The 20533-nt window shown below is 69.2% G+C and carries 18 protein-coding genes; 8 read left to right on the forward strand and 10 right to left on the reverse strand.

Annotation, left to right across the window (positions count from 1 at the left end):
* Positions 1-495 precede the first annotated feature (495 nt).
* Together ACGFYN_RS45795 and ACGFYN_RS45800 are read right to left on the reverse strand one after the other, a co-directional pair.
* Positions 496-1161, reverse strand: coding sequence for a hypothetical protein (locus ACGFYN_RS45795; RefSeq protein WP_393871930.1), 666 nt, complete (start codon positions 1159-1161; stop codon positions 496-498).
* A 249-nt stretch (positions 1162-1410) separates the two neighbouring features.
* Positions 1411-2364 carry a DUF389 domain-containing protein gene (locus ACGFYN_RS45800; protein ID WP_393871931.1) on the reverse strand — a complete coding sequence of 318 codons (954 nt, stop codon included), beginning with the start codon at positions 2362-2364 and terminating at the stop codon, positions 1411-1413.
* Between the two features lie 340 nt (positions 2365-2704).
* On the opposite strand from ACGFYN_RS45800, the gene ACGFYN_RS45805 reads away from it, so the two are divergent.
* Together ACGFYN_RS45805 and ACGFYN_RS45810 are read left to right on the forward strand one after the other, a co-directional pair.
* Positions 2705-4525: a glycoside hydrolase family 15 protein gene (locus ACGFYN_RS45805; protein WP_393871932.1), complete on the forward strand. Its 1821-nt coding sequence runs from the start codon at positions 2705-2707 to the stop codon at positions 4523-4525.
* A 3-nt stretch (positions 4526-4528) separates the two neighbouring features.
* Positions 4529-5473: a cyclase family protein gene (locus tag ACGFYN_RS45810; RefSeq protein WP_393871933.1), complete on the forward strand. Its 945-nt coding sequence runs from the start codon at positions 4529-4531 to the stop codon at positions 5471-5473.
* A gap of 21 nt (positions 5474-5494) precedes the next feature.
* Here the strand turns inward: ACGFYN_RS45810 and ACGFYN_RS45815 are convergent, their stop codons facing one another.
* A complete protein-coding gene (locus ACGFYN_RS45815) occupies positions 5495-6322 on the reverse strand; it encodes an NAD(P)-dependent oxidoreductase (RefSeq protein ID WP_393871934.1) in 828 nt (275 codons plus the stop codon).
* A 475-nt stretch (positions 6323-6797) separates the two neighbouring features.
* On the opposite strand from ACGFYN_RS45815, the gene ACGFYN_RS45820 reads away from it, so the two are divergent.
* Entirely contained in the window at positions 6798-8378 is a 1581-nt protein-coding gene (locus tag ACGFYN_RS45820; protein WP_393871935.1) for a GMC oxidoreductase, read from the forward strand.
* A gap of 33 nt (positions 8379-8411) precedes the next feature.
* Here ACGFYN_RS45820 and ACGFYN_RS45825 read toward each other — a convergent pair whose 3' ends face one another.
* The 4 genes from ACGFYN_RS45825 to ACGFYN_RS45840 form a co-directional block, all read right to left on the reverse strand.
* Complete coding sequence (locus tag ACGFYN_RS45825) at positions 8412-9452, reverse strand: cytochrome d ubiquinol oxidase subunit II (protein ID WP_393871936.1); 1041 nt, start codon at positions 9450-9452, stop codon at positions 8412-8414.
* The gene (locus ACGFYN_RS45830) at positions 9452-10939 is read right to left on the reverse strand and encodes a cytochrome ubiquinol oxidase subunit I (protein ID WP_393871937.1); all 1488 of its coding nucleotides are present in this window, start codon (positions 10937-10939) and stop codon (positions 9452-9454) included. Before ACGFYN_RS45830 ends, ACGFYN_RS45825 begins: the two co-directional genes overlap by 1 nt.
* A gap of 90 nt (positions 10940-11029) precedes the next feature.
* A complete protein-coding gene (locus ACGFYN_RS45835; protein WP_393871938.1) occupies positions 11030-12370 on the reverse strand; it encodes an NAD(P)/FAD-dependent oxidoreductase in 1341 nt (446 codons plus the stop codon).
* A 6-nt stretch (positions 12371-12376) separates the two neighbouring features.
* Entirely contained in the window at positions 12377-13216 is an 840-nt protein-coding gene (locus ACGFYN_RS45840) for an SDR family oxidoreductase (protein ID WP_393871939.1), read from the reverse strand.
* A 386-nt stretch (positions 13217-13602) separates the two neighbouring features.
* Between ACGFYN_RS45840 and ACGFYN_RS45845 the strand changes: the two genes are divergently transcribed.
* Positions 13603-13824: a hypothetical protein gene (locus ACGFYN_RS45845; RefSeq protein WP_393871940.1), complete on the forward strand. Its 222-nt coding sequence runs from the start codon at positions 13603-13605 to the stop codon at positions 13822-13824.
* A 110-nt stretch (positions 13825-13934) separates the two neighbouring features.
* Here ACGFYN_RS45845 and ACGFYN_RS45850 read toward each other — a convergent pair whose 3' ends face one another.
* Complete coding sequence (locus ACGFYN_RS45850) at positions 13935-14171, reverse strand: hypothetical protein (RefSeq protein WP_393871941.1); 237 nt, start codon at positions 14169-14171, stop codon at positions 13935-13937.
* A gap of 402 nt (positions 14172-14573) precedes the next feature.
* Here ACGFYN_RS45850 and ACGFYN_RS45855 point away from each other — a divergent pair, with 402 nt between their 5' ends.
* Positions 14574-14804 (forward strand): hypothetical protein, encoded by a 231-nt coding sequence (locus ACGFYN_RS45855; RefSeq protein ID WP_393871945.1) that lies wholly within the window; start codon positions 14574-14576, stop codon positions 14802-14804.
* A complete protein-coding gene (locus tag ACGFYN_RS45860) occupies positions 14776-15018 on the forward strand; it encodes a hypothetical protein (protein ID WP_393871946.1) in 243 nt (80 codons plus the stop codon). Before ACGFYN_RS45855 ends, ACGFYN_RS45860 begins: the two co-directional genes overlap by 29 nt.
* Before the next feature lie 887 nt (positions 15019-15905).
* On the opposite strand, the gene ACGFYN_RS45865 is transcribed toward ACGFYN_RS45860, so the two are convergent.
* On the reverse strand, positions 15906-16265 hold the full coding sequence (locus tag ACGFYN_RS45865; protein WP_393871947.1) for a DUF6479 family protein: 360 nt from the start codon (positions 16263-16265) through the stop codon (positions 15906-15908).
* Positions 16266-16527: 262 nt separating this feature from the next.
* Between ACGFYN_RS45865 and ctaD the strand changes: the two genes are divergently transcribed.
* The gene (gene ctaD, locus ACGFYN_RS45870) at positions 16528-18204 is read left to right on the forward strand and encodes a cytochrome c oxidase subunit I (protein WP_393871942.1); all 1677 of its coding nucleotides are present in this window, start codon (positions 16528-16530) and stop codon (positions 18202-18204) included.
* Entirely contained in the window at positions 18201-18590 is a 390-nt protein-coding gene (locus tag ACGFYN_RS45875) for a cytochrome c oxidase subunit 4 (RefSeq protein ID WP_393871943.1), read from the forward strand. The genes ctaD and ACGFYN_RS45875 overlap by 4 nt, the downstream gene beginning before the upstream one ends.
* Here ACGFYN_RS45875 and ACGFYN_RS45880 read toward each other — a convergent pair.
* Positions 18520-20055, reverse strand: coding sequence for a cytochrome bc complex cytochrome b subunit (locus tag ACGFYN_RS45880; protein WP_393871944.1), 1536 nt, complete (start codon positions 20053-20055; stop codon positions 18520-18522). The genes ACGFYN_RS45875 and ACGFYN_RS45880 overlap by 71 nt on opposite strands.
* Between the last annotated feature and the right edge of the window lie 478 nt (positions 20056-20533).

Genomic DNA, 20533 nt, shown 5'->3' on the forward strand with positions numbered 1-20533 from the left:
GCGATCCGACGGCGAGGACCAGGGTCAGGCCCACTCCGATGAGCACCTGGTTCGTCGTCACGTATGGCCCTTTCGGCGCGTGGTGATGAGACGGGCGGGTGCTCCTGCCCGCCGGCGGACGCGGGCAGGAGCGACGACATCCACGAGGTGACGCTGGCATCTTGGCAACGGCGCCGACTATGTGCAGCTCTACACCGGCGACACCCTCCCGTCAGGGGAGCGCCGTCGCGCGCTCACCGTTGAACCGATGACCTGCCCGCCGGATGCCTTCCGCAGTGGCACGGCGCTGGTCAGCCTCGGCCCCGGCGAGCAGTACACCGTCTGCTGGGGGATCGGGGGGGGGGGGGGGGGGGGGGGGGGGGGCGGGGGGGCCCGCGGCGGGCCGCCGGGCCACGGCGGTGGCCAGCCCGGCCCCCGGCTAGCAGTACACCGCGTGGGGGGGCAACGCGCGGGGGGGGCAATGACGGCGCCGTCATTCCCCCCACCGCGCGATCTTCACCGGTTCCGAGGACCCCCTACGACGTGGACCCCGAGGGATGCACCGCACTGGTGCATCCCTGAGGCAGGTCCCGGTCGTCGTATCCGCTGCAGTCGACATGCGCGCCAACGCTCGTCGGTGCGCAGCCACGTCCGGGCGGGGACGGTCAACACGGACTGGTCGACGTCTGTGGTGCCCGCCGTGATGTAGGGGTGCTGGCCGAAGCCGTAGGGTGCGGCGCTCGTGTCGAGGTTGCGCGCGGTGGCGGCGACTTCTAGCCCGGAGCCGCCCAAGGCGTACTCGGCGCGGACGTGCAGGTGGTACGGGTAGCCCGGCTGCGGCCACAGCGAGGTCTCCAGGGCGGCCCGGCTGTCGCTCTCCTTCACGACGTGCCACGAGGTCCACCGGAGCAGTCCGTGGATGGCGTTGTCGCCGATCGGCTCGGTGAGTGGCAGCTGCAGGTCCTGCCCGTTCCAGCGGTACCGGCCGTCGCGGATCCGGTTGGGCCACGGCACCAGGATCTGGCCTCGCCCGCCGGTGATCCGGTTCTGTGCGGCGAATCCGTCGACCACGGTGCGTTCACCGACCGAGTACGACCGCAGCGCCGCGCCCAGCTCGACGACGACGGCACTGTGCGCGCCGTGGCGCAGAGTCAGTTGCCGTCCGGTGCGACTCTCCTTCACGCGTGGTCTCCTCGATCCGCCCGGCCGACGCCCTCACACGTGGGTGTCATGGTCGCCGATGGTTACGGCCTCCTCGTCGGGAGCGTGCGGCCCCCCTACGGCCCGGTCAAGCGCGACACGTTCCCGCCGGCGGAATCGCCGGGCACGTTCGCCCGGTGGAGTCACCGGCGTCGAGTCACCGCTCCGCCCTGCTGCGAGGTCGGCCGGGCGGCACATGGGGATGTGCCGCTCGCCGATGGCGTGGCGGCTTCAACTGCCGCCCGAGCGCCCGCCGCGCCGGCTGATGTAACGCCAGACAGCCCGTTGGAATCTGAGCGTCAGCACGCCCACCAGAATCAACAGCACGATGTTGAGCAGGAGTTGGATCAGGGATCCGCGCGCCTCGCTCCAGCTGGAGAACGCGCAGGAGACGCCGATGTCCGCGGCGGCGGGGATGGTGGTGACCGAGATGAAGACGCCGAGCAGCGCGCTCGTCCTGGCCTGGGTCAGGGACACGATCCCGACGATGCCGGCCAGCACCGCGACGACGACGGAGAAGACGTTGGGGGCGTCGATCAGCGTGGAGACCGGCCTGATACCCAGGTCGAAGGCGTCGGGTTGAAGGCCGAGGCCCCGGATCGCCCATGAGAACAGGAAGGTCACCAGGACGGCCGTCAGGAATCCCACGGTCAGGGCGAACAGGCCTTGCCGGATCCTGGTGCGGTTACCACGGTCGAGGCCCAGCGCGACGCTGGTGATGGCGCCGTACTCCGGTCCGACGACCATCGCTGCGACGATCAGGATCTGGGAGTTGGTGATGATGCCCACCGCCCCGATGACGCCTGCGATGACCAGGTAGACGTAGAAGCTCGGCAGGTATGTGCCCTCGGCGCGGATGCGCGCCTCCACCTCCTCCCAGAAGGGCGCGTGCGCGAGCGCCCCGAGCTGCTGCTGCTCCGCCGCGGCCGCGGTACCGGAGAAGGCCATCTCGACCGGCTCGATGACGATGGATCCGCCGCGGTCGACTTCCAGCTCGCGCAGACCGCGCAGCACGGTGTTGGCCGCACCCGCCAGAATGTCGCACTCGATCGCGTCGCCGTCGGGGTTCTGCGCCAGTCCGGGAAGGACGACCAGATTGAAGACGTAGCGGTCACCGGTGAGCAGCCCGACCGCCCGGGAGGTGAGCTCAACCGGGCTCACCAGCCGGACGTGAATCATCTCCATCCACAGCCTCCGACACTCGGCTCACGGCCGGACGGGGTGCCGCGGTGCCCGCACGCCGGGGACGGGGCCCACTTGTGCCGGCCGACCACAGCCAGTAACACCTCCCGGAGGGTGCACAGCAAGCCGAAGGCAGTGCTCGGCTCCGGCGGCCAAGGTGACTTCGTCGCCGACGCGGAGCCGGTTACCGCGCGCCTGTAGCCGGTCGCCGCTGCACCACAAGGGTGTCGGCCCGACTGTCGTCGCCGTTGGTCCTTGGCCGACGGCGTCGACATGGCAGGGACGGCAGGGGTGCCGGATAGTGGATGGAAGTAGGGGGACTTCCCGAGACTTGGGAGCCGCAATGGACCGCTACCCTCCCATCGCCGAACACGGCCTGGTGGGCGACTTGCAGACCGCCGCGCTCGTCTCCTCGCAGGGCGTCGTCGACTGGTTCGCGGCTCCCCGGTTCGACTCGCCCAGCATCTTCGCCGCACTGCTCGACCACGACGGCGGCGGCTACCTGAGGCTGGCCCCTGAGCATCCCGACGCGACCTGCAAGCAGCTCTACTACCCCGACACGGCCATTCTGGTGACCCGGTTCATGTCGCCGGACGGGGTGGGCGAGGTGGTCGACTTCATGCCCCCGGACCGGACCCGCACCGCGACCGACCGTCACACCCTGATCCGCGTGGTGCGTGCCGTGCGGGGGACCGTCGACTTCACGCTCGAGTGCCGGCCGCGCTTCGACTACGGCCGGGCCGAGCACGAGCTCGAACTCGGCGAGAACGGCGCTCTGTTCAGGGCCCCCGGAATCGACGGGCACCTGCAGGCCACGTTCCCGCTGGAGCGGGACGGCCAGGACGTGCGTGGCAAGGTGACGCTGCGCACCGGCGAGTCCGGCGGCGCCGTGTTCACCGTCTGCGCGTCCGGCGGCGAGGCGCCGACACCTCCCACGGTCGAGGGACTGACCGGGCAATTCGAGGAGGTCAGCCGGTTCTGGCAGCACTGGCTGCGACAGTCTCGCTACCGGGGTCGGTGGCCCGAGCTGGTGCACCGCTCGGTCATCACTCTCAAGCTCCTCACCTACGCCCCCACCGGCGCTCTCATCGCGGCGGCCACCATGGGCCTGCCCGAACAGGTGGGAGGCGAGCGCAACTGGGACTACCGCTTCACCTGGGTCCGCGACGGCGCGCTGTCGGTGCGGGCCATGCTGGACCTCGGCTTCGTCGAGGAGGCCACCGCCTTCGTCCACTGGCTGGTGGACAGGCTGCGTGAGCGCGAGGGCAAGGAGGAGGAGCCGCTCCAGACGATGTACCGGATCGACGGCAATCCCGACCTGCCGGAGGAGACACTCGACCACTTCGAGGGCTACCGCGGCTCCTACCCGGTCCGCGTCGGCAACGGCGCCGCCGACCAGCTCCAGCTGGACATCTACGGCGAGGCCCTCTACGCGCTGTCCCAGGGCCGCGAGATCGCCCAGCAGGCCAGCTTCGAGGGATGGCAGACGCTCGCCAGGACGCTGGACTGGTTCGCCGACAACTGGGACCGGCCGGACGAGGGCATCTGGGAGACCCGCGGTGGCCGCCAGGACTTCACCTACAGCCGGGTGATGTCGTGGCTCGCCTTCGACCATGGGCTGCGCCTGGCCGACTACTTCCGCCGGCCCGCCGACGTGGAACGGTGGCGCAAGGCGAGGGACGCCGTATTCGATCAAGTCATGGAACGCGGCTGGAGCGAGAAGGAGCGCGCCTTCGTCCAGCACTACGACGGCGACGTCCTGGACGCCTCTCTGCTGCTCATGCCCAGGGTCAAGTTCATCGCACCCCGGGCCACGGCCTGGCTCTCCACGCTTGACGCGATGGACCGCAAGCTCGTCTCCGACAGCCTTGTCTACCGCTACGATCCGGCGGCATCGCCGGACGGCCTGCGCGGCTCGGAGGGCACCTTCAGCCTGTGCACCTTCCTCTACGTCGACGCGCTGGCCAGGGCGGGGCGGCTGTCCCAGGCCCGATACACCTTCGAGAAGATGCAGACCTACGCCAACCACGTCGGCCTGTTCGCCGAGGAGGTCGGTCCGAGCGGGGAGCAACTGGGCAACTTCCCCCAGGCGTTCACCCACCTGTCCCTGATCATGGCCGCCATCACTCTCGACGAGGCGCTCGACGCGGAGCATGGACGCTGACCCATGGTCACGTATTCCCGGCCGCCGCAACCGCCGCGGCTGACAAAGGGCGAGTTCGACGTGCTCTACCGGCGCATGCTCTCGCGCGCCGCCTGGGCCAAGGGTGATCGGGGCGCTCTGGCCGCGCTCACCCCCGCCCGCGTGCTGGCCGCCGCCCGCGAGGTGCGGACCGGCCGGACGGTCACACTCGCCGCGCCGGTGGAAACGCTGCCCGGTCCGGACAATCCGGAGCCCGCGAGGCACCGGATGAACGGGCGGCCCGCGGAACACGCCTCAAGCGGGCTCCGCTTCGCGATGGACAGCTTCGCGATGAACGTGCACGGTGACGCCGACAGCCACATCGACGCCCTGTGCCACGTGATCTACGACGGCACACTGCACGGCGGCGCAACCGCGAGCAGCATCACGGCGGACGGGGCCACGGCGCTCTCCATCGAGGCGGCGCGCGACGGGATCGTCGGCCGCGGCGTCCTGTTGGACATCCCGCGGCTGCGCGGCGTGCCGTGGCTCGAACCGGGTGATCACGTGACCCTCGACGACCTCACCGCAGCCGAGGCAGCCCAGCACGTCCGCGTGGGCGAGGGCGACCTCCTGTTCGTCAGGGTCGGCCACCGGCGACGCCGTGGGGAGCTGGGCGCGTGGCACGCGGCGGACGCCCGCGCGGGGCTGCATCCGTCCGCGCTGGAGTTCCTGTCGGACCGGCGGGTCGCCGTGCTCGGCGGCGACGGGAACAACGACACCGCGCCGAGCTCCACCGAGGGCGTCGGCTTCCCCGTCCATGTGCTGGCGATCCACGCCATGGGCCTTCACCTGCTGGACTACTTGCAGTTCGAGGATCTGGCACCGGTCTGCCAGGCGGAGGAACGGTGGTCGTTCCTCTGCGTGATCGCCCCGCTGAGGCTGCCGGACGCCACCGGCTCTCCGGTCAACCCGATCGCCGTCCTGTGAGGTCTTGGGCCCGGATCCAGATCAGGGCTTGCGGGTGGGCACGATGTTCTCCAGCCGCTCCCCGGCCGGATGGCGCAGTACCTGAGTGCGAATCAGCCGCAACGCCCGGGGCTCAAAAGCTGGGCTCTGGCCTCCGACATGAGGGCTGATCAGCGTGTTGGGCGCGTGCCAGAACGGATGCCCGGCCGGGAGGGACTCGGGGTCGGTGACGTAGAGGGCCGCGCTCAACCGGCCCGTCCCGAGCTCGGCAAGAAACGCGTCGGTGTCCACCGCCGCGCCCCTGGCCACGTTCACCAGCAGGACGCCATCCTGCATCAGCGCGAGGAGGCCGGCGTCGATGAGGCCATGGGTGTCCTGGGTGAGTGGGACGGTGATCACCACGATGTCGGCGAGGGGCAGGAACTCGGGCAGATCGACGAGCGCGTGGACGGCCCCGCGCGCAGTGGTGCGGGCGGTCCGGGCGACTCGCAGGATCGCGCACTCGCAGGGAGTGAGCCGGTCCTCGACGGCGGCGGCGATGGAGCCGTAGCCCAGGAGCAGGACGGTGCGGTCGGCCAGCGCCGGGCGGAAGCCGGTCCGCCACTCCTCGGCGTCCTCGGCACGGACGAAATCGGGGATGCAGCGGAGCGACGCGAGGGTGAGTGACACGGCCAGTTCGGCGGTGCTGGCATCGTGCACTCCCGTGGCGTTGCAGAGAACGGCACCGCTGGGAACGTACTTCACAAGGGCGTCGACGCCGGCGGAAAGGGACTGGACGACTCGCAGCCGCGGCAGGCGCGGGAGCAGGCAGCGCCTCGGGCAGGGGGGCGGACGACGTCCACCCTGCCGCGAACCGCGCCAAGATGACATCAGGGCGTCCGCTGGACGACGAGGGTCGCCGGCTGTGGCTGCTCTCCCTCGCCAACCGGATCCGCGAGGCTCCGTAGGGCAGGCGCAGGTGTGTGCTTCCTGTATCTGGCGGTCGACCGGGCGGTCGCCGACCAGCGGTCGCAGGTCGCGACGACCATTTCATGCCCGCCCGGCTGGTGGGCTCCCGGTACGCCACCCTCGAACCGTTGCGGTCGGACGAGCGGCCTGACCGTCGATGCGGCGGTCGGCCGCAGGCGATCGTGGACGAGGCGGTACATGCGCTGCGGGAGATCGATTGGCTGCCCACTTGTTCGATCCCGTCGGGTCGCCGCAGCCCGATCCACCCGATATTTTGGAAATTGGCGCTGAATGTTCTGATTGTGTGGGTTGCCGCGCGGAACAGCGCGACCTCGGAGACCCCCGGACCGGCGCTACGGCCAGGACAGCCGACGACTCCTAGAACGGGGGCCCTCTCATGGCCGACGATCAGCACTACGACGTCATCATCATCGGTACGGGAGCGGGCGGCGGTACCCTCGCCCACCGGCTGGCCCCCACCGGCAAGCGCGTCCTGATCCTGGAGCGCGGCGGCTACCTGCCACGGGAGCGGGACAACTGGGACTCCACCGCCGTCTTCGTCAAGGGCAAGTACCGGGCCCCCGAGTTCTGGTACGACAAGCACGGCAACCAGTTCCCCCCGGAGGTCAACTACTACGTCGGGGGCAACACCAAGTTCTACGGCGCCGCGCTCTTCCGGCTCCGGCCCGAGGACTTCGGCGAGTTGCGCCACCATGACGGCATCTCTCCGGCCTGGCCGATCCGCTACGAGGACCTGGAGCCGTACTACACCCAGGCCGAGCACCTCTATTTGGTGCACGGCCGGCACGGCGAGGATCCCACCGCGGGGCCGACCAGCGCGCAGTACGCCTACCCCCCGCTCGAGCACGAGGCGCGCATCCAGCAACTCAGCGACGACCTGGGGAAATTCGGCCTGCACCCCTTCCACCTGCCCATCGGCGTGAACCTCACCCAGGACGAGCACGGCCGGGCCACCCACGACAGCGTCTGCATCCGCTGCGACCGGGTCGACGGCTTCCCCTGCCTGGTGGGCGCCAAGTCCGACGCGCAGGTGATCTGCGTCGACCCGGCACTCAGGTACGACAACGTCACCATGGTGACCGACGCGAACGTGCGGCGGCTGGAGACCGACCCGACCGGACACACCGTCACCAGAGTCGTCGCCGAGCTCCAGAACGGAGCCACCGAGGCATTCGGCGCCGACATCGTGGTGGTCGCCGCCGGCGCGGTCAACTCCGCCGTTCTGCTGCTGCGTTCGGCCAACGACAAGCACCCCGGCGGCCTGGCCAACAGCTCGGACGTCGTGGGACGCCACTACATGCGCCACAACAACCTGGCGCTCATGGCGGTGTCGAAGGAACCGAACCCCACCAGATTCCAGAAGACCCTGGCGCTCAACGACTGGTACCTGGGCGCGGACGACTGGGAGTATCCGCTCGGCGGCATCCAGATGCTCGGCAAGTCGGACGCCAACCAGATCCACGGCGAAGCGCCGCGCTGGGCCGGTGCCGTCATGCCCGAGATGCCCTTCGAGGTGCTGGCGCACCACGCCGTCGATTTCTGGCTGTGCGGGGAGGACCTCCCTCTGCCCGAAAGCCGGGTCACCCTCGACAAGGACGACGCCATCCACCTGGCTCTCGATGAGAAGAACAACACCGCCGGCCTCAAGCGCCTCCAGCACAAGCTCCGAGGGATGCTCGGACACCTGGGCATGCACGAGCACCACCTGCTGGATCACAGCATCTACCTGCACAAGGGCATGCCGATCGGCGCCACCGCGCACCAGGCCGGCACGGTTAGGTTCGGTGACGACCCACAGACTTCGGCCCTCGACGTCAACTGCAAGGCCCACGACCTCGACAACCTCTACGTCGTGGACACCAGCTTCTTCCCCAGCATCGGCGCGGTGAACCCGTCCCTGACCGCCATCGCCAATGCCCTGCGGGTCGGCGACCACATCGCCGCGCGGCTCAACTGACGGTGGTGCACGCGGCGTTCCGGCGCTGCACCGTCACACGTTGTCCCCAGGAGTTCTGGCGGCCCCGGTGTCGGCGTCGGTGAGCTCCTCCAGCTCACCCATGGTGTCGAGCCGGTAGAGCAGCACCAGCGCCGGACCGACCAGCACGATCGCGATGCCCGTGACGATCACCAGCCAGCGCAGGGTGTGAGCGGCGCCGGCCGCTTCGGTCACCGTCAGCGAGGTGGGTAGCACATAGGGCCGCTGCGCGAAGCCCCAGGCGCCGACGGTCAGGGCGACGCTCGCCACCGAGGTGTAGCGGGACCAGCCGAGGGACCGACGCCACAGAAGCAGCACCGTGGCCAGACCGGCCACCGCGGCCACAATGATCAGCAGCAGGCCCAGGCCCCGGGTGAGGCCGTCCCAGACGTACCGGGCGTCGTGGTGGGTGACCGGCAGGGCGATGAGTGCGAGGACGACGACCGCGGCGAAGGCGACCAGCGCCCGCCGGCGGAAGTAGTCGACAAGGTCGTCGGCACCGAACCGCCGGGCATCGGAGCAGAGGAAGACCGCCCCGAGGAACGCGGTGGCGGCGATGGCCAGCAGTCCCACGAGGACAGAGGTCGCATTGGCCCAGGCGTCCGCAGAAGCGGTCGTGCCCACCTTGACCCGCCCGGAGGCGATGCCGCCGAGCACCGCCCCGAGGAAGAACGGCGTCACCAGCGAGGAGACGGCGAACATCGCGCCGTAGACCCGCTGTTGGGCCAGGCGGCGGGTCGGCTTGCGCAGGGCGAACCCGGCGCCGCGGAGCACCAAGCCGACGGCCGCAAGGGCGAGTGGCAGCCACATCGCGGAGAAGACGGCCTGGAACATCGTCGGGAAGCCGCTCCACATGACGACCAGAACGAAGATCAACCAGACGTTGTTGACCTCCCAGACCGGTGCCATGGCGTGGTCGATGAGCCAGCGGGGCCGCCTGCCGCGCTCCGCGCCGCCGGCCAGCAGGTCCCAGAAGCCCGCGCCGTAGTCGGTGCCCCCGGCGCAGGCATAGGCGGCGATCGCAATCACCAGCACCCATGCGATGGATTCGGCCATTACGACGCACCGCCAGAGGTGTGGCCGGGCCCGCCATCGTGCGTGGCCCCGGCGGTTGTGGGCTCGGGCTCGCTTCTGGGCCCGTACGGGGTGTCGGTCTCCGGAGGCAGTTCGGCACGCGCGACGGCCGAGCGCTCGTCGGCGATGCGCCAGCGGGTGCGCATCTTCAGGACGACCGCGAGAAACGCGCCGAAAACGGCCACGTAAACAGCCATGACGATGCCGAGCATCGCCCACAGCGCTCCGGCGCCGGTGCTGGTCACAGCCTCAGAGATCCTCATGTGGTGGTAGACGATCCAGGGCTGCCGGCCGACCTCCGTGGTGATCCACCCGCACTCCACGGTGACCAGGCAGGCGGCTCCCGCGAGCGCTGCGCAGCGGTAGAACCAGCGGCTGCGCGGGTTGTCCCGATGTCTCCACCAGGACCAGGCGTACCAGAGCGCGAGCAGGATCAGCACGCTGCCGATGGTGACCATGATGTCGAAGGCCCAGTGCGCGATGGTGGCCTGGACGACGGTGGGGCGGTCGGAGGCCGGCACCGACGTCAGCCCGGTCACCTGCGTGCTGGGCTTGAAGCCGGCGAGGATCGAGTCCAGTTGGGGAATCTTGAGCCCGCCGGAGATCGTCCCGTCCCTGTTCAGCCGTCCGAACATGTACTCCGGTACGTGGGTGTCGGTCTTCCAGACGATCTCGGTTGCGGCGAACTTGACCGGCTGCTTGTGGAAGACGGCGCGGGCGGCGGAGTCGCCGAGCATGAACTGGACCGGAGTCAGGATCGCGGCGACCGTGAACGGCACCGTGAAGCCGAGCCGGTGGTAGCGGTCACGGCGCCCGCGCAGCCAGCCGACCGCGTACACACCGGCGACCACGTAGCCGGCGGTCAGGAGCATCGCGACCACGAAGTGCCAGTACTCCGGGCCGAACATCGGGGAGAAGATCGCCTGTTGCACGTTGACGTCGATCGGCTTGCCCCGGGCGTCGAGTCCGAACCCCTGGGGGGTGTTCATCCAGGAGTTGGCCGCGATGATGCCGAACGCTCCCATCAGGGCGGCCGGCGGCAGCGGTACGGCGAGCCAGAAGTGTGTCCAGGGATTGAGCCGGCGCCAGCCGTAGAGGTAGATCGCGATGAGGACGGCCTCGAGAAAGAACGCCCATGCCTCGATGCCGAACCCGAGGCCGAACACGTCGCCCCACCGGCCCATCATTCCGGGCCACAGCAGACCGAACTCGAAGGACAGTACGGTGCCGGTGATGATGCCGATGGCGAACTGGACCGCCATCACCGCCGACCAGCGCCTGGCGAGTGTGAGGGCCACGGGATCGTTGCGGCGCAACCCCCGGTGGTGCATCAGCAGAGTGATGAAGGGCAGTGCCACCCCGAACGGGACCAAGAGGATGTGCGAGGCCAGGGTGAAGGCCATCAGTTCGCGAGCCGGCAGGAGCTGGGCCGGGGCGTTGTTCGCCAGAAGGACGGCGGTACTGAGCATGGGCGCCTCGATGGTCTGCCCTGCAGGGCTGGGTGGAGGAGGGACAGGATGCGGAGGGGAATCGTGGAGGGTCGGCCGGGGTGCCCGTCCTCAGGGAGGCGGCGGGGGGAGCTTCGGTCCGGGCGCCCCGGCGGCCGAAGCGTCTGCGTCGGGCATGGTGAAGGCGCGTTCGCGGCGCGAGCCGGTGGCAAAGGCGACGGACCAGCTGAGCACCGCGCCCAGCCTGCTGCGGAAGCCGGTGAGGAAGGCCAAATGGATGAAGAGCCAGGCCAGCCAGCCGGTGAAGCCCGACAGGTGCAACGGGCCGGCCTTGACGACGGCCCGGCCTCGGGCGATGTAGGCGGCGCTGCCAAGATCCACGTACTTGAAGGGCTTCGGCTGCTTCGTCCTGCCCTCGACATCGTGGCGCAGGCGCCGGCCGGCGTATGCGCCGGACTGCATAGCGACCTCGGCCAGGCCGGGCAGCCTGTCCAGGCTCATCACATCGCCCGTGACACGGATCTCCGGGTGGCCGGGGATGGTGAGGTCGGGCTCGACGAGGATGCGGCCGGCCCGGTCCTGCTTGGCGCCGGTCGCCCGGGCCAGCGCAGCGGCGATCGGCGGTGCCTCGACGCCCGCCGTCCACAGCACGGTGCGTGCGCCGAACCGGGTCGTGCCGCCGTCGTGGTCCCGTACCGTCAGGCCGTGCGCGTCGATGTCGGTGACCGTCGTGCCCAGGTGGAGCTCGACACCGAGGTGCTGCAGGGTCCGGGCCGCACGGTGGGCCAGCGGAGGGCCGAACGCACCCAGCACCGCCTCGGACCCCTCGAAGAGCAGCACCCGGGCCTTGGCGGAGTCAATGCTCTGAAACTCCCGGTCGAGCGTGTGTCCGGCGATCTCCCGAATCTGTCCGGCGAGTTCGACACCGGTCGGCCCGCCGCCGACGAGCGCGAAGGTGAGCCACTGCTGCCGTTCCCGGTCGTTCGCCGCCGTTTCGGCCATCTCGAACGCCCGGTAGATCCGACGGCGGATGTCCAGCGCGTCGTCCAGGGTCTTCATGCCGGGGGCGTGCGCGGCGAACTCGTCGTGCCCGAAGTAGGACTGGCGCATGCCCACAGCGACGATCAGATCGTCGTAGGGCAGCTGAACGATTCCGCCCCCGGGGCGCCGGGCGTGAACCAGCCGGGCGCCGGCATCCACGTCGGTGGCCTCAGCGAGCACGCACCTCACGTTGTGATGCCGCCGAAGGACCCCGCGGAGCGGTTGCGCGATCTGCCCCTCGGACAGGATCCCGGAGGCGCACTGATAGAGCAGCGGTTGGAAGAGGTGGTGGGCACGGCGGTCGACCACGGTCAAGGCCACCGGTGACTTTCGCAGGGCACGGGCGGCGAACAGGCCGGCGAACCCCCCGCCGAGGATCACCACCCGGCGGGGCGTGACATGATCCTGCATCGGAGATCAGCCTCCGGTGGCGAAGCCGGGGAAGAGCGTCATGCCGCCGTCGACGTAGAGGGTGGTGCCGACGACGTAGTCGAGCAGGTCGGAGGCCAGGGCGACGACGGCGTTGGCGATGTCCTCCGGGTCGCCCACACGGCGGTACGGAATGAGGCGCAGCAGTTCGGTCTCGGCCTCGGGGGTGGACCAGGCGTCGCGGTTGATCGGCGTGCGGATGGCACCAGGTGCGACCGCGTTGACCCTGATCCGCTTGGGGGCCAGCTCCTGGGCGAGGGTCTGCATCAGCATGCCCACACCGCCCTTGGACGAGGCGTAGTTCACGTGCCCCGACCACGGGACGAGCTGGTGGACAGAGCTCATACAAATGATCTTTCCCGCCGAACGGGAGACCTCCTCCACCACACCGCGCCGCATGAACTCCTTGGCGGCCTCCCGCGCGCACAGGAACTGGCCGGTCAGGTTGACGTCGATGACCTTCTGCCATTGGGCGAGCGTCATCTCCGTCACGGCTGCGTCCCGCTGGAGGCCCGCGTTGGCCACCATGATGTCGATGGTGCCGAACTCCTCGACCATCCGCGCGACCATGGCCGTCACCTGGTCCTCGTCGGACACGTCGGCTTCGTGGGCGTAGGCGCGGACCCCGAAGCCCTCGATCTTCTTCACGACGTTCTCTGCCTCGTGCGCGCCGACGACGTAATTCACCACTACGTCGGCTCCAGCCCGGCCCAGGGCAACGGCTGTCGCCAGGCCGATACCCGAGTTGGCGCCGGTCACCAGCGCCTTCTGGCCCCTGAGAAGCTGCGCGGACGTAGTCCCACGGCTCTCGACTTTTGCTGCCACCATGATCTCTCCTTCGGCGTTTCGGACGGCAAGCCCGCCGCCCCGAAACGCCAACAGCCATGTCGCCAGGAACGCGCGACGCACGCGAGGACGGCCGAGCATCGGCCGGCCCACCCGGACCGGCACGAAAGCCGCCGCATGCCCGGCCCCCAGACGAAAACACCCTGCGCCAGGGGCCGGACGGACCGGCACGCCCCATGAATAATTTTCGGCCGGACATGCCACCCGGCCGGGCTACGGCACCGAACCCTCGCAGGCTTCTCCTCCGACGATGGTGGAACGGTCTTGAAACCCCCCCTCAAACTCGGGCACCTGGAGACCGGGATGGTTCCGGAGGAATTAGTGACTGTAGGAAGCGCGTTCATGAAGCAGTACTCGGATGAGTGCAGGTGCGACGCGATCGAGCTGACGCGGTCGTCGGATCGCGCGGTGCCGGACGCCGCAGCGGGCATGTTCCGGGTCTTGAGATCTTCGAGGACGACCAGGGCGGATGTCGCCGCGTCGCGCAGGGACAGCTCGTCGTCGACGAGCTCGACTTGGCTGAAGCGCTCTGGGTTGTCGAACGCTGCGAGCGCGACGGTGCCGACGAAGGCGAGCCGAACTACGAGTAGAGGACTGTGGCATCGGCTACTCGGATCTGTACTGGCGGTGGGCCGGCACCACCAACACGCCCTCGACACTTCAGAACTACCCACTGTTCCCCTCCTGTATGGGGATGGGGTCACAGGCCGTTCGTGTCGAGGATCTTCATCAGCTTGGGCCTTCGTTTGAGTGCGGTACGCAGTGCCGCAAGGTGGCGGGAGAACTCCTCAGGGGTGCCGAGCCGTTCGTGGCACTCGCGGATGCTGCGCAGCAGCCGGGCGACCTCGTGGTACGCCTGATCACCGGTCGACTGCTTCAGCGGCCCCAGTAGGCGCAGGTAGACGTCCAGCGCGTCGGCCGGGCGGTGGTCCCTCATCCGGTCGGCCAGGCTGAGCAGTTGGCGGTCGTCGCCATGTCCCGCGGCGCTATCTCGACCAGCGAAGGAATATACGACCGTAACGTTTCCCCAGGCCCCGGCCCTGTCCCAGGAGTTGGACAGGCTGATGCGCCGTATGCGCCTGCGCTATATCCGCAAAGCCACCCCCCCGACGTGCTGGCACCGCCCAAGCCCAACGCTGGGACCCCGCCGAGGTCCTGTGGCTGCTGATAGCCGAGGAGGTCACCGGCCGCGACGCGGCCACCCGCGCCTTCGCCGCAACTCGGCGAACTCCTCACCGGCAAGACTCTGGGCTCCTCGCGGGCCGAGGGCTCCACCATCCCCGAGCCCACCCGGAACTCTCTGACCACCCTGGAATGGATCGGCCGCGCCGAGAACTTGGTGATAGCCGGCCTCTCGGGGACGGGTAACAGCCACTTCACCGAGGGCCTCACCCAGGGCTCGACCGAGAACGGCCTGCCGGTGTCCTGGTTCACCCTCGAGACACTCAGCGCCGCGATCGGGAGTCGAAGGTCGACGGGCCCACCGCACGGACCGTCACACGATCTGCCGCGCGGACCTCATCGTCATCGACGACATCGGCCTGCTGCCCGTCGGGGAAGACGCCACTGAGGCGTTCTACCGGATCATCGACGCCGCCTACGAACGCCGGTCCATCGCTGTGACCAGCAACATTCACCCCTCCGGCTTCGACACGATCATGCCGAAAACCCTCGCGGGCAGAAGGAAGTGGTCCCCTGAAGTGACCCCCACCTCCAGGAACACCGCTGGCCACACGCATCGGTTTCCGATGGCCATCAGCCTCCGTCGTGCGCACATGCCCTAATCGAAGCGGCGGTCGCACTGGAGAGACTTCTCGATGTCGTCGAGGCCGAGCCGCTCGCGGCGCGTCATCCGGGAGCCATCGTCCATGGCCGCGTTGAGTCCTCGCAGCGGACGCCGCTGCTTGCCTCGCCCGCAGTCTCCAGCTCGTAGCACTTGCTGCTCTCGCGCACGCGAGCTGACGCTACGAGGAGCGCGAGCGCACTGCTTCTTTGCCGGTCTCCTCACTGCGTGGTCGGCGCTGCGGCCACGAGGGGAGCTCGTCATGTACGCCCTCGCCGCCGATCGAGTTGCCTGCGCAGTTCGCAGCGAACGTCCTCGGGCAGGCGTCCCGAGGTCGCCCAGTCGACGAGGAGACCAGCGACGTGCCGCTCTTCGATGTGGGTGCGCGCGGAGATGTCGCGGAGGATGTCCTGGGCTTGGGCAAGAGGGACGCCACCCACCACGGCGACGATGCGGCCGGCCTGGCCCCGAAGAGCGGGTGAACGCCTGCGGCAGATGGCCCCGCGGTTTGCCGCTGGGCGATGTCGAACTCCTGCGCGTGCAGGCCCGAACCGCCACGGGTACCGCGGTAGGCGAGATCCGGGGCCAGTTCACGTCAGCACCGTCCACGGTGGCACGGCTGCGGGCGTCGTCGGGGTGGTCGCAATAGGCGGACTTCTCGAGCCAGGTCACGCCCGCGCCGGCCAGCCCATCGGCGACCGGACGGCCGGTTTGGCGCCGTAGGCTCCGTCGGCATCCATATACACGGCGCTCGCGGCTACGACACGCGCGTGGGCATCGGCGACGCGCCCGGGGACGCGCTCCTCGCCCCGCCTGCACGACGCGCAGCGGCGTCTCCGTGCCCCGCCGCCCTGCCGTGGTGAGACCGTCGGCGCCTACGCCCCCTTCTCACCGACTGCCTGGACCACCGCTGCCGAACGAACCGCTCGAGCCGCGAGACCAGCGCCGACGACGTTGGTCCTGGCTCCGCCTGCTGCCGGAGGCACCGAGGTCGTGCGGGGAGAGCCGCTCACTCTCGTCGTCGGCCCGGGGCACCTCGTCCGGCTCCCGCACCTGCTCGGTCTCATGAACAGGTCCAGCCGACGGCAGCGTCGGGTGTTCACCGCGCCGGGGAGTCCGCGGCTCACGACGCCGTACCCTCACGCCGAACCTGATGGCCCAGATGAGCGCGCCGACCAGGACCAGCCCGACGACGAGCACGGCGATCACACCGCCCGCATTCGTCGCGGCCGCTTCGTTCTGAATCATGGTCATCGTCACCGAGTACCCCGCCGGAGGGCGGATGCTCTACCGACGGGCGCGTGGGTGGCTGGCACGTTGCTCCTCTGACGGAGCACTCAGGGCGTGGCGTGGCCGGAATCCTCCGCTGGCGGCAGTAGCGTCACCACGCCGCTGTGAAGCTCGTGGCCACCGGTTTCCGTCCCGAGAGTCAGGGCACTCGCGAGGCGCCTCCTGTGCTCCAGCACGGCTCTTCGATGGCTGCCGACCGGGGGCGGGCCCGTGGAGGAGGATGATGACCGAATCGTCAGTGCGCGTCGGTGAATTTCGGCGGCAGGCTGCCCCGGCCTCCTCGTTGGGGCGGACGGTGCTGCACTGGGCCACCACCACTGATCACAAGGTGATCGGTCGTCTGTACATGGTCACTGCCTTCTGCTTCTTCCTGTTCGCCGGGCTGCTGGCGATGGCCATGCGGGCTGAGCTGGCCCGCCCCGGACTGCAGTTCATGAACGAGCACACCTACAACCAGCTCTTCACTATCCACGGCACGATCATGATGCTGCTCTTCGCGACCCCGATGTTCGCGGGCTTCGCGAACGCGGTGATGCCGCTGCAGATCGGTGCCCCGGACGTGGCGTTCCCCCGCCTCAACGCCCTGTCGTACTGGATGTACCTCTTCGGCGGCCTGATGGTCGTCTCGGGTTTCCTGGTACCGGGCGGCGCCGCGGCGTTCGGCTGGTTCGCCTATGCGCCGCTGAACAGCGCCTACCACTCCCCCGGTGCGGGCGGCGACCTGTGGGTGATGGGCCTGGTGGTGACGGGTGTGTCCACTACCCTCGGCGCGGTCAACTTCATCACCACGATCATGTGTCTGCGCGCGCCTGGCATGACCATGTTCCGGATGCCGATCTTCACCTGGAACGTCCTGTTCACATCCATCCTGGTGCTGCCGGCGTTCCCGGTGCTGACCGCCGCACTGCTCGCCCTGGAAGCGGACCGCAAATTCGGGGCGCACGTCTTCGACGCGGCGAACGGCGGGGCGCTGCTGTGGCAGCACCTGTTCTGGTTCTTCGGCCACCCCGAGGTCTACATCGTCGCCCTGCCGTTCTTCGGGATCATCTCCGAGATCATTCCCGTGTTCTCCCGCAAGCCCATGTTCGGCTATCTGCCGATGATCGGCGCGACCATCGCTATCACGATGCTGTCCGCAGTGGTGTGGGCGCACCACATGTTCGCGACCGGAGCGGTGCTGCTGCCGTTCTTCTCCGTGATGTCGTTCCTGATCGCGGTGCCGACGGGCATCAAGTTCTTCGCGTGGATCGGCACCCTGCACAAAGGGTCGCTGTCGTTCGAGACGCCGATGCTGTGGTCGCTGGGCTTTCTCATGTCCTTCCTGCTCGGGGGCCTGAGCGGGGTGCTGATCGCCTCCCCGCCGCTGGACTTCCACCTCACCGACTCGTACTTCATCGTGGCGCACCTGCACTACGTGCTCTTCGGCACCGTGGTGTTCGCCATGTTCGCCGGGTTCTACTTCTGGTGGCCCAAGTTCACCGGGAAGATGCTCGACGAGCGCCTGGGCAAGCTGCACTTCTGGCTGCTGTTCCCCGCCTTCCAGCTGACCTTCCTGGTGCAGCACTGGCTCGGCGAGGAGGGCATGCCCCGCCGCTACGCCGACTACCTGCCCAGCGACGGGTTCACGCTCCTGAACACCCTGTCCTCCACGGGCGCGTTCCTCCTCGGCATTTCCACGCTGCCCTTCCTCTACAACGTGTGGCGCACCGCCAAACACGGGAAACCGGTGGCCGAGGACGACCCGTGGGGGTTCGGCCGCGGGCTGGAGTGGGCAACCTCCTGTCCGCCGCCGCGCCACAACTTCGTGGCGCTGCCCCGCGTACGGTCCGAGTCGCCCGCGTTCGATCTGCATCATCCCGCCGTCGTCCAGCAGGCGCAGGGGGAAGGGCTGCGATGAAGGTCGAATCCATGCTCTTCGGAGGTGTCGCGGTGTTCTTCGGTGGGGCCGCGGCTCTCTACGGCTGGTGGTCGCGCGACCCGGCCGGCAGCGCGGCCCTGGCGATCGCCTTCCTGATGGCCGCCCTGGTGAGCTTTTTCTGCGCGGTGCAGTACCGGCGCAAAGGACGGCGCCCGCAGGACCGCCGCGACGCGGAGGTCGCCGACGCGAGTGGACCGGTGGAGTTCTTCCCGCCGAAGAGCCCCTGGCCGCTGATCACCGCGCTCGGCTTCGCGATCACGGCCACGGGGGTTGTCTACGGTCTGTGGCTGTTCCTCATCGGCTTCGGGGTGCTGGCTCGGGGGGTGGTGGGGATGGTGTTCCAGTACGCCCGTCGTCAGGACTGACCACCGCGTCGCCGGCTTCGACCGGGGTCCGTGGCGCGCCGGGCCGGAACGTGTCGATCGGGCGGTGTCCGCTCTCGTACCCGCCCTCGACGCCCTGCCGTACCTCGCCGGTCTCCTCGCCCTCGACGAGCCGTTCGCGCTCTGCCTGCAGTAGGGCACGGCAGATTTGACGCGTCATCAGAAATGCCGCGATCGGGGCGAGGACGAGAGCGATGCGCAGGATCCAGGTCAGCACATTGATCGAGATGCGGAACGACTGCGCCACCACGTCGTTGCCGCCGGCCAGCAGCAGGACGCCGAAGAAGGTGATGCCGGCGGCGCCGAGGCCAGTGCGCACGGGGCGCTCCCGCGGCCGGTCGCACAGGTGCTGCTCGCGGCCGGCCTCCCCGGTCAGTCTCTGTTCCACGAACGGATACAGGTACAGGACCAGGAAGAGCAGCGCGGGCAGTACAACGGCCGGCAGCAGCACGTTCCACATCACCGTGTGGCCGGCGACGGTCGTCTCCCACGGCGGTACCAGCCGTAGTGCCCCCTCCAGGAAGCCCACGTACCAGTCGGGCTGGGATCCGGTGGATGCCTGGTCCGGGCGGTAGGGGCCGTACACCCACACCGGATTGATCTGGGCGATGCCGGCCAGGAACGCGAGCACGCCGAAGACCGTGAAGAACAGGCCGCTCGAGGAGGCCACGAACTGCGGGAACATCGGCTTTCCGACGGCGTTGCGGTTCGACTTGCCCGGACCGCGCCAGTGGGTGTGCTTCAGGTAGAACACGAGGATCAGGTGGACGGTGACCAAAGCGATCAGCGCGCCGGGCAGCAACAGGATGTGCAGGCTGTACAGCCGGGGGACGATGTCCTGGCCCGGGAACTGGGCGCCGAAGACGAACATGCTCACGTACGTGCCCACCACCGGGATCGACAACATGATGCCCTGCGCGATGCGCAGCCCCGTGCCGGAGAGCAGGTCGTCGGGCAGTGAGTAGCCCGCGAAGCCCTCGGCCAGCGCGATCACGAACAGCGTGAGGCCGATGACCCAGTTGGCCTCCCGAGGGCGGCGGAAGGCGCCGGTGAAGAAGACCCGCAGCATGTGCACGCCGATCGCGGCGATGAAGACGAGGGCTGCCCAGTGGTGCATCTGCCGGATGAGCAGGCCGCCGCGGATGTCGAAGCTGATGTGCAGGGTCGAGTCGAAGGCCTCCGACATGCGCACACCACGCAGGGGCACGTAACCTCCGGCGTAGACGACCTCCCGCATATCGGGATGAAAGAACAGCGTCAGCCACACCCCGGTCAGCACCAACACGATCAGGCTGTACAGCGCGATCTCGCCCAGCAGGAACGACCAATGGTCGGGGAAGGCCTTGCGCAACAGGGTGCCACCCCCGTCGTGCACCGGCAGCCGCGCATCCACCGCATCCGCCAGCCGCTCTCCACGGCGCGGCGAGCCTGCCCCGGGCGCCGTCACCGCGGGTCCATGGCACGGCTGGCATCCATCTCGCACCGCACCCACGTCACGGCCGCTCCCCTCTCAGACCACGCTCTCCCGCCATCCCTTGCCCGGATCGCACGCAGCGAGTACCCCACGACTGCGAAACACTCCTGCCGCCGGCTCCCCGCACCCGATCGGCCGACAGCGTTGTGGACCCCATGTGCCTCGCAGACGAGGACCCAGAAAGCGGCCGAGGCGTCACTGACCGTGCTCAAGAAGCACTCCAGCGGCGCTCGGACCCGGGACGCGTGTGGAGCACCGGCGTCTGGGAACCCCGTGGAACAACAAAGACGAGCACACATCCGTCCTGTTCGTCACCGGCCGCCACGCGGACGTTCGGCGACCGGTGTCACAGGCTGAGAGCGGCGGAGTGTGGACCCGGCGCCCTTGTGCGGGTGCCCCGCCGAACGGAGATGTGCGATGACGGTGGATGCCGTGGTGCCCGCCCCGCCGG

Source organism: Streptomyces sp. NPDC048419 (assembly GCF_043200415.1).
Classification (GTDB): domain Bacteria; phylum Actinomycetota; class Actinomycetes; order Streptomycetales; family Streptomycetaceae; genus Streptomyces.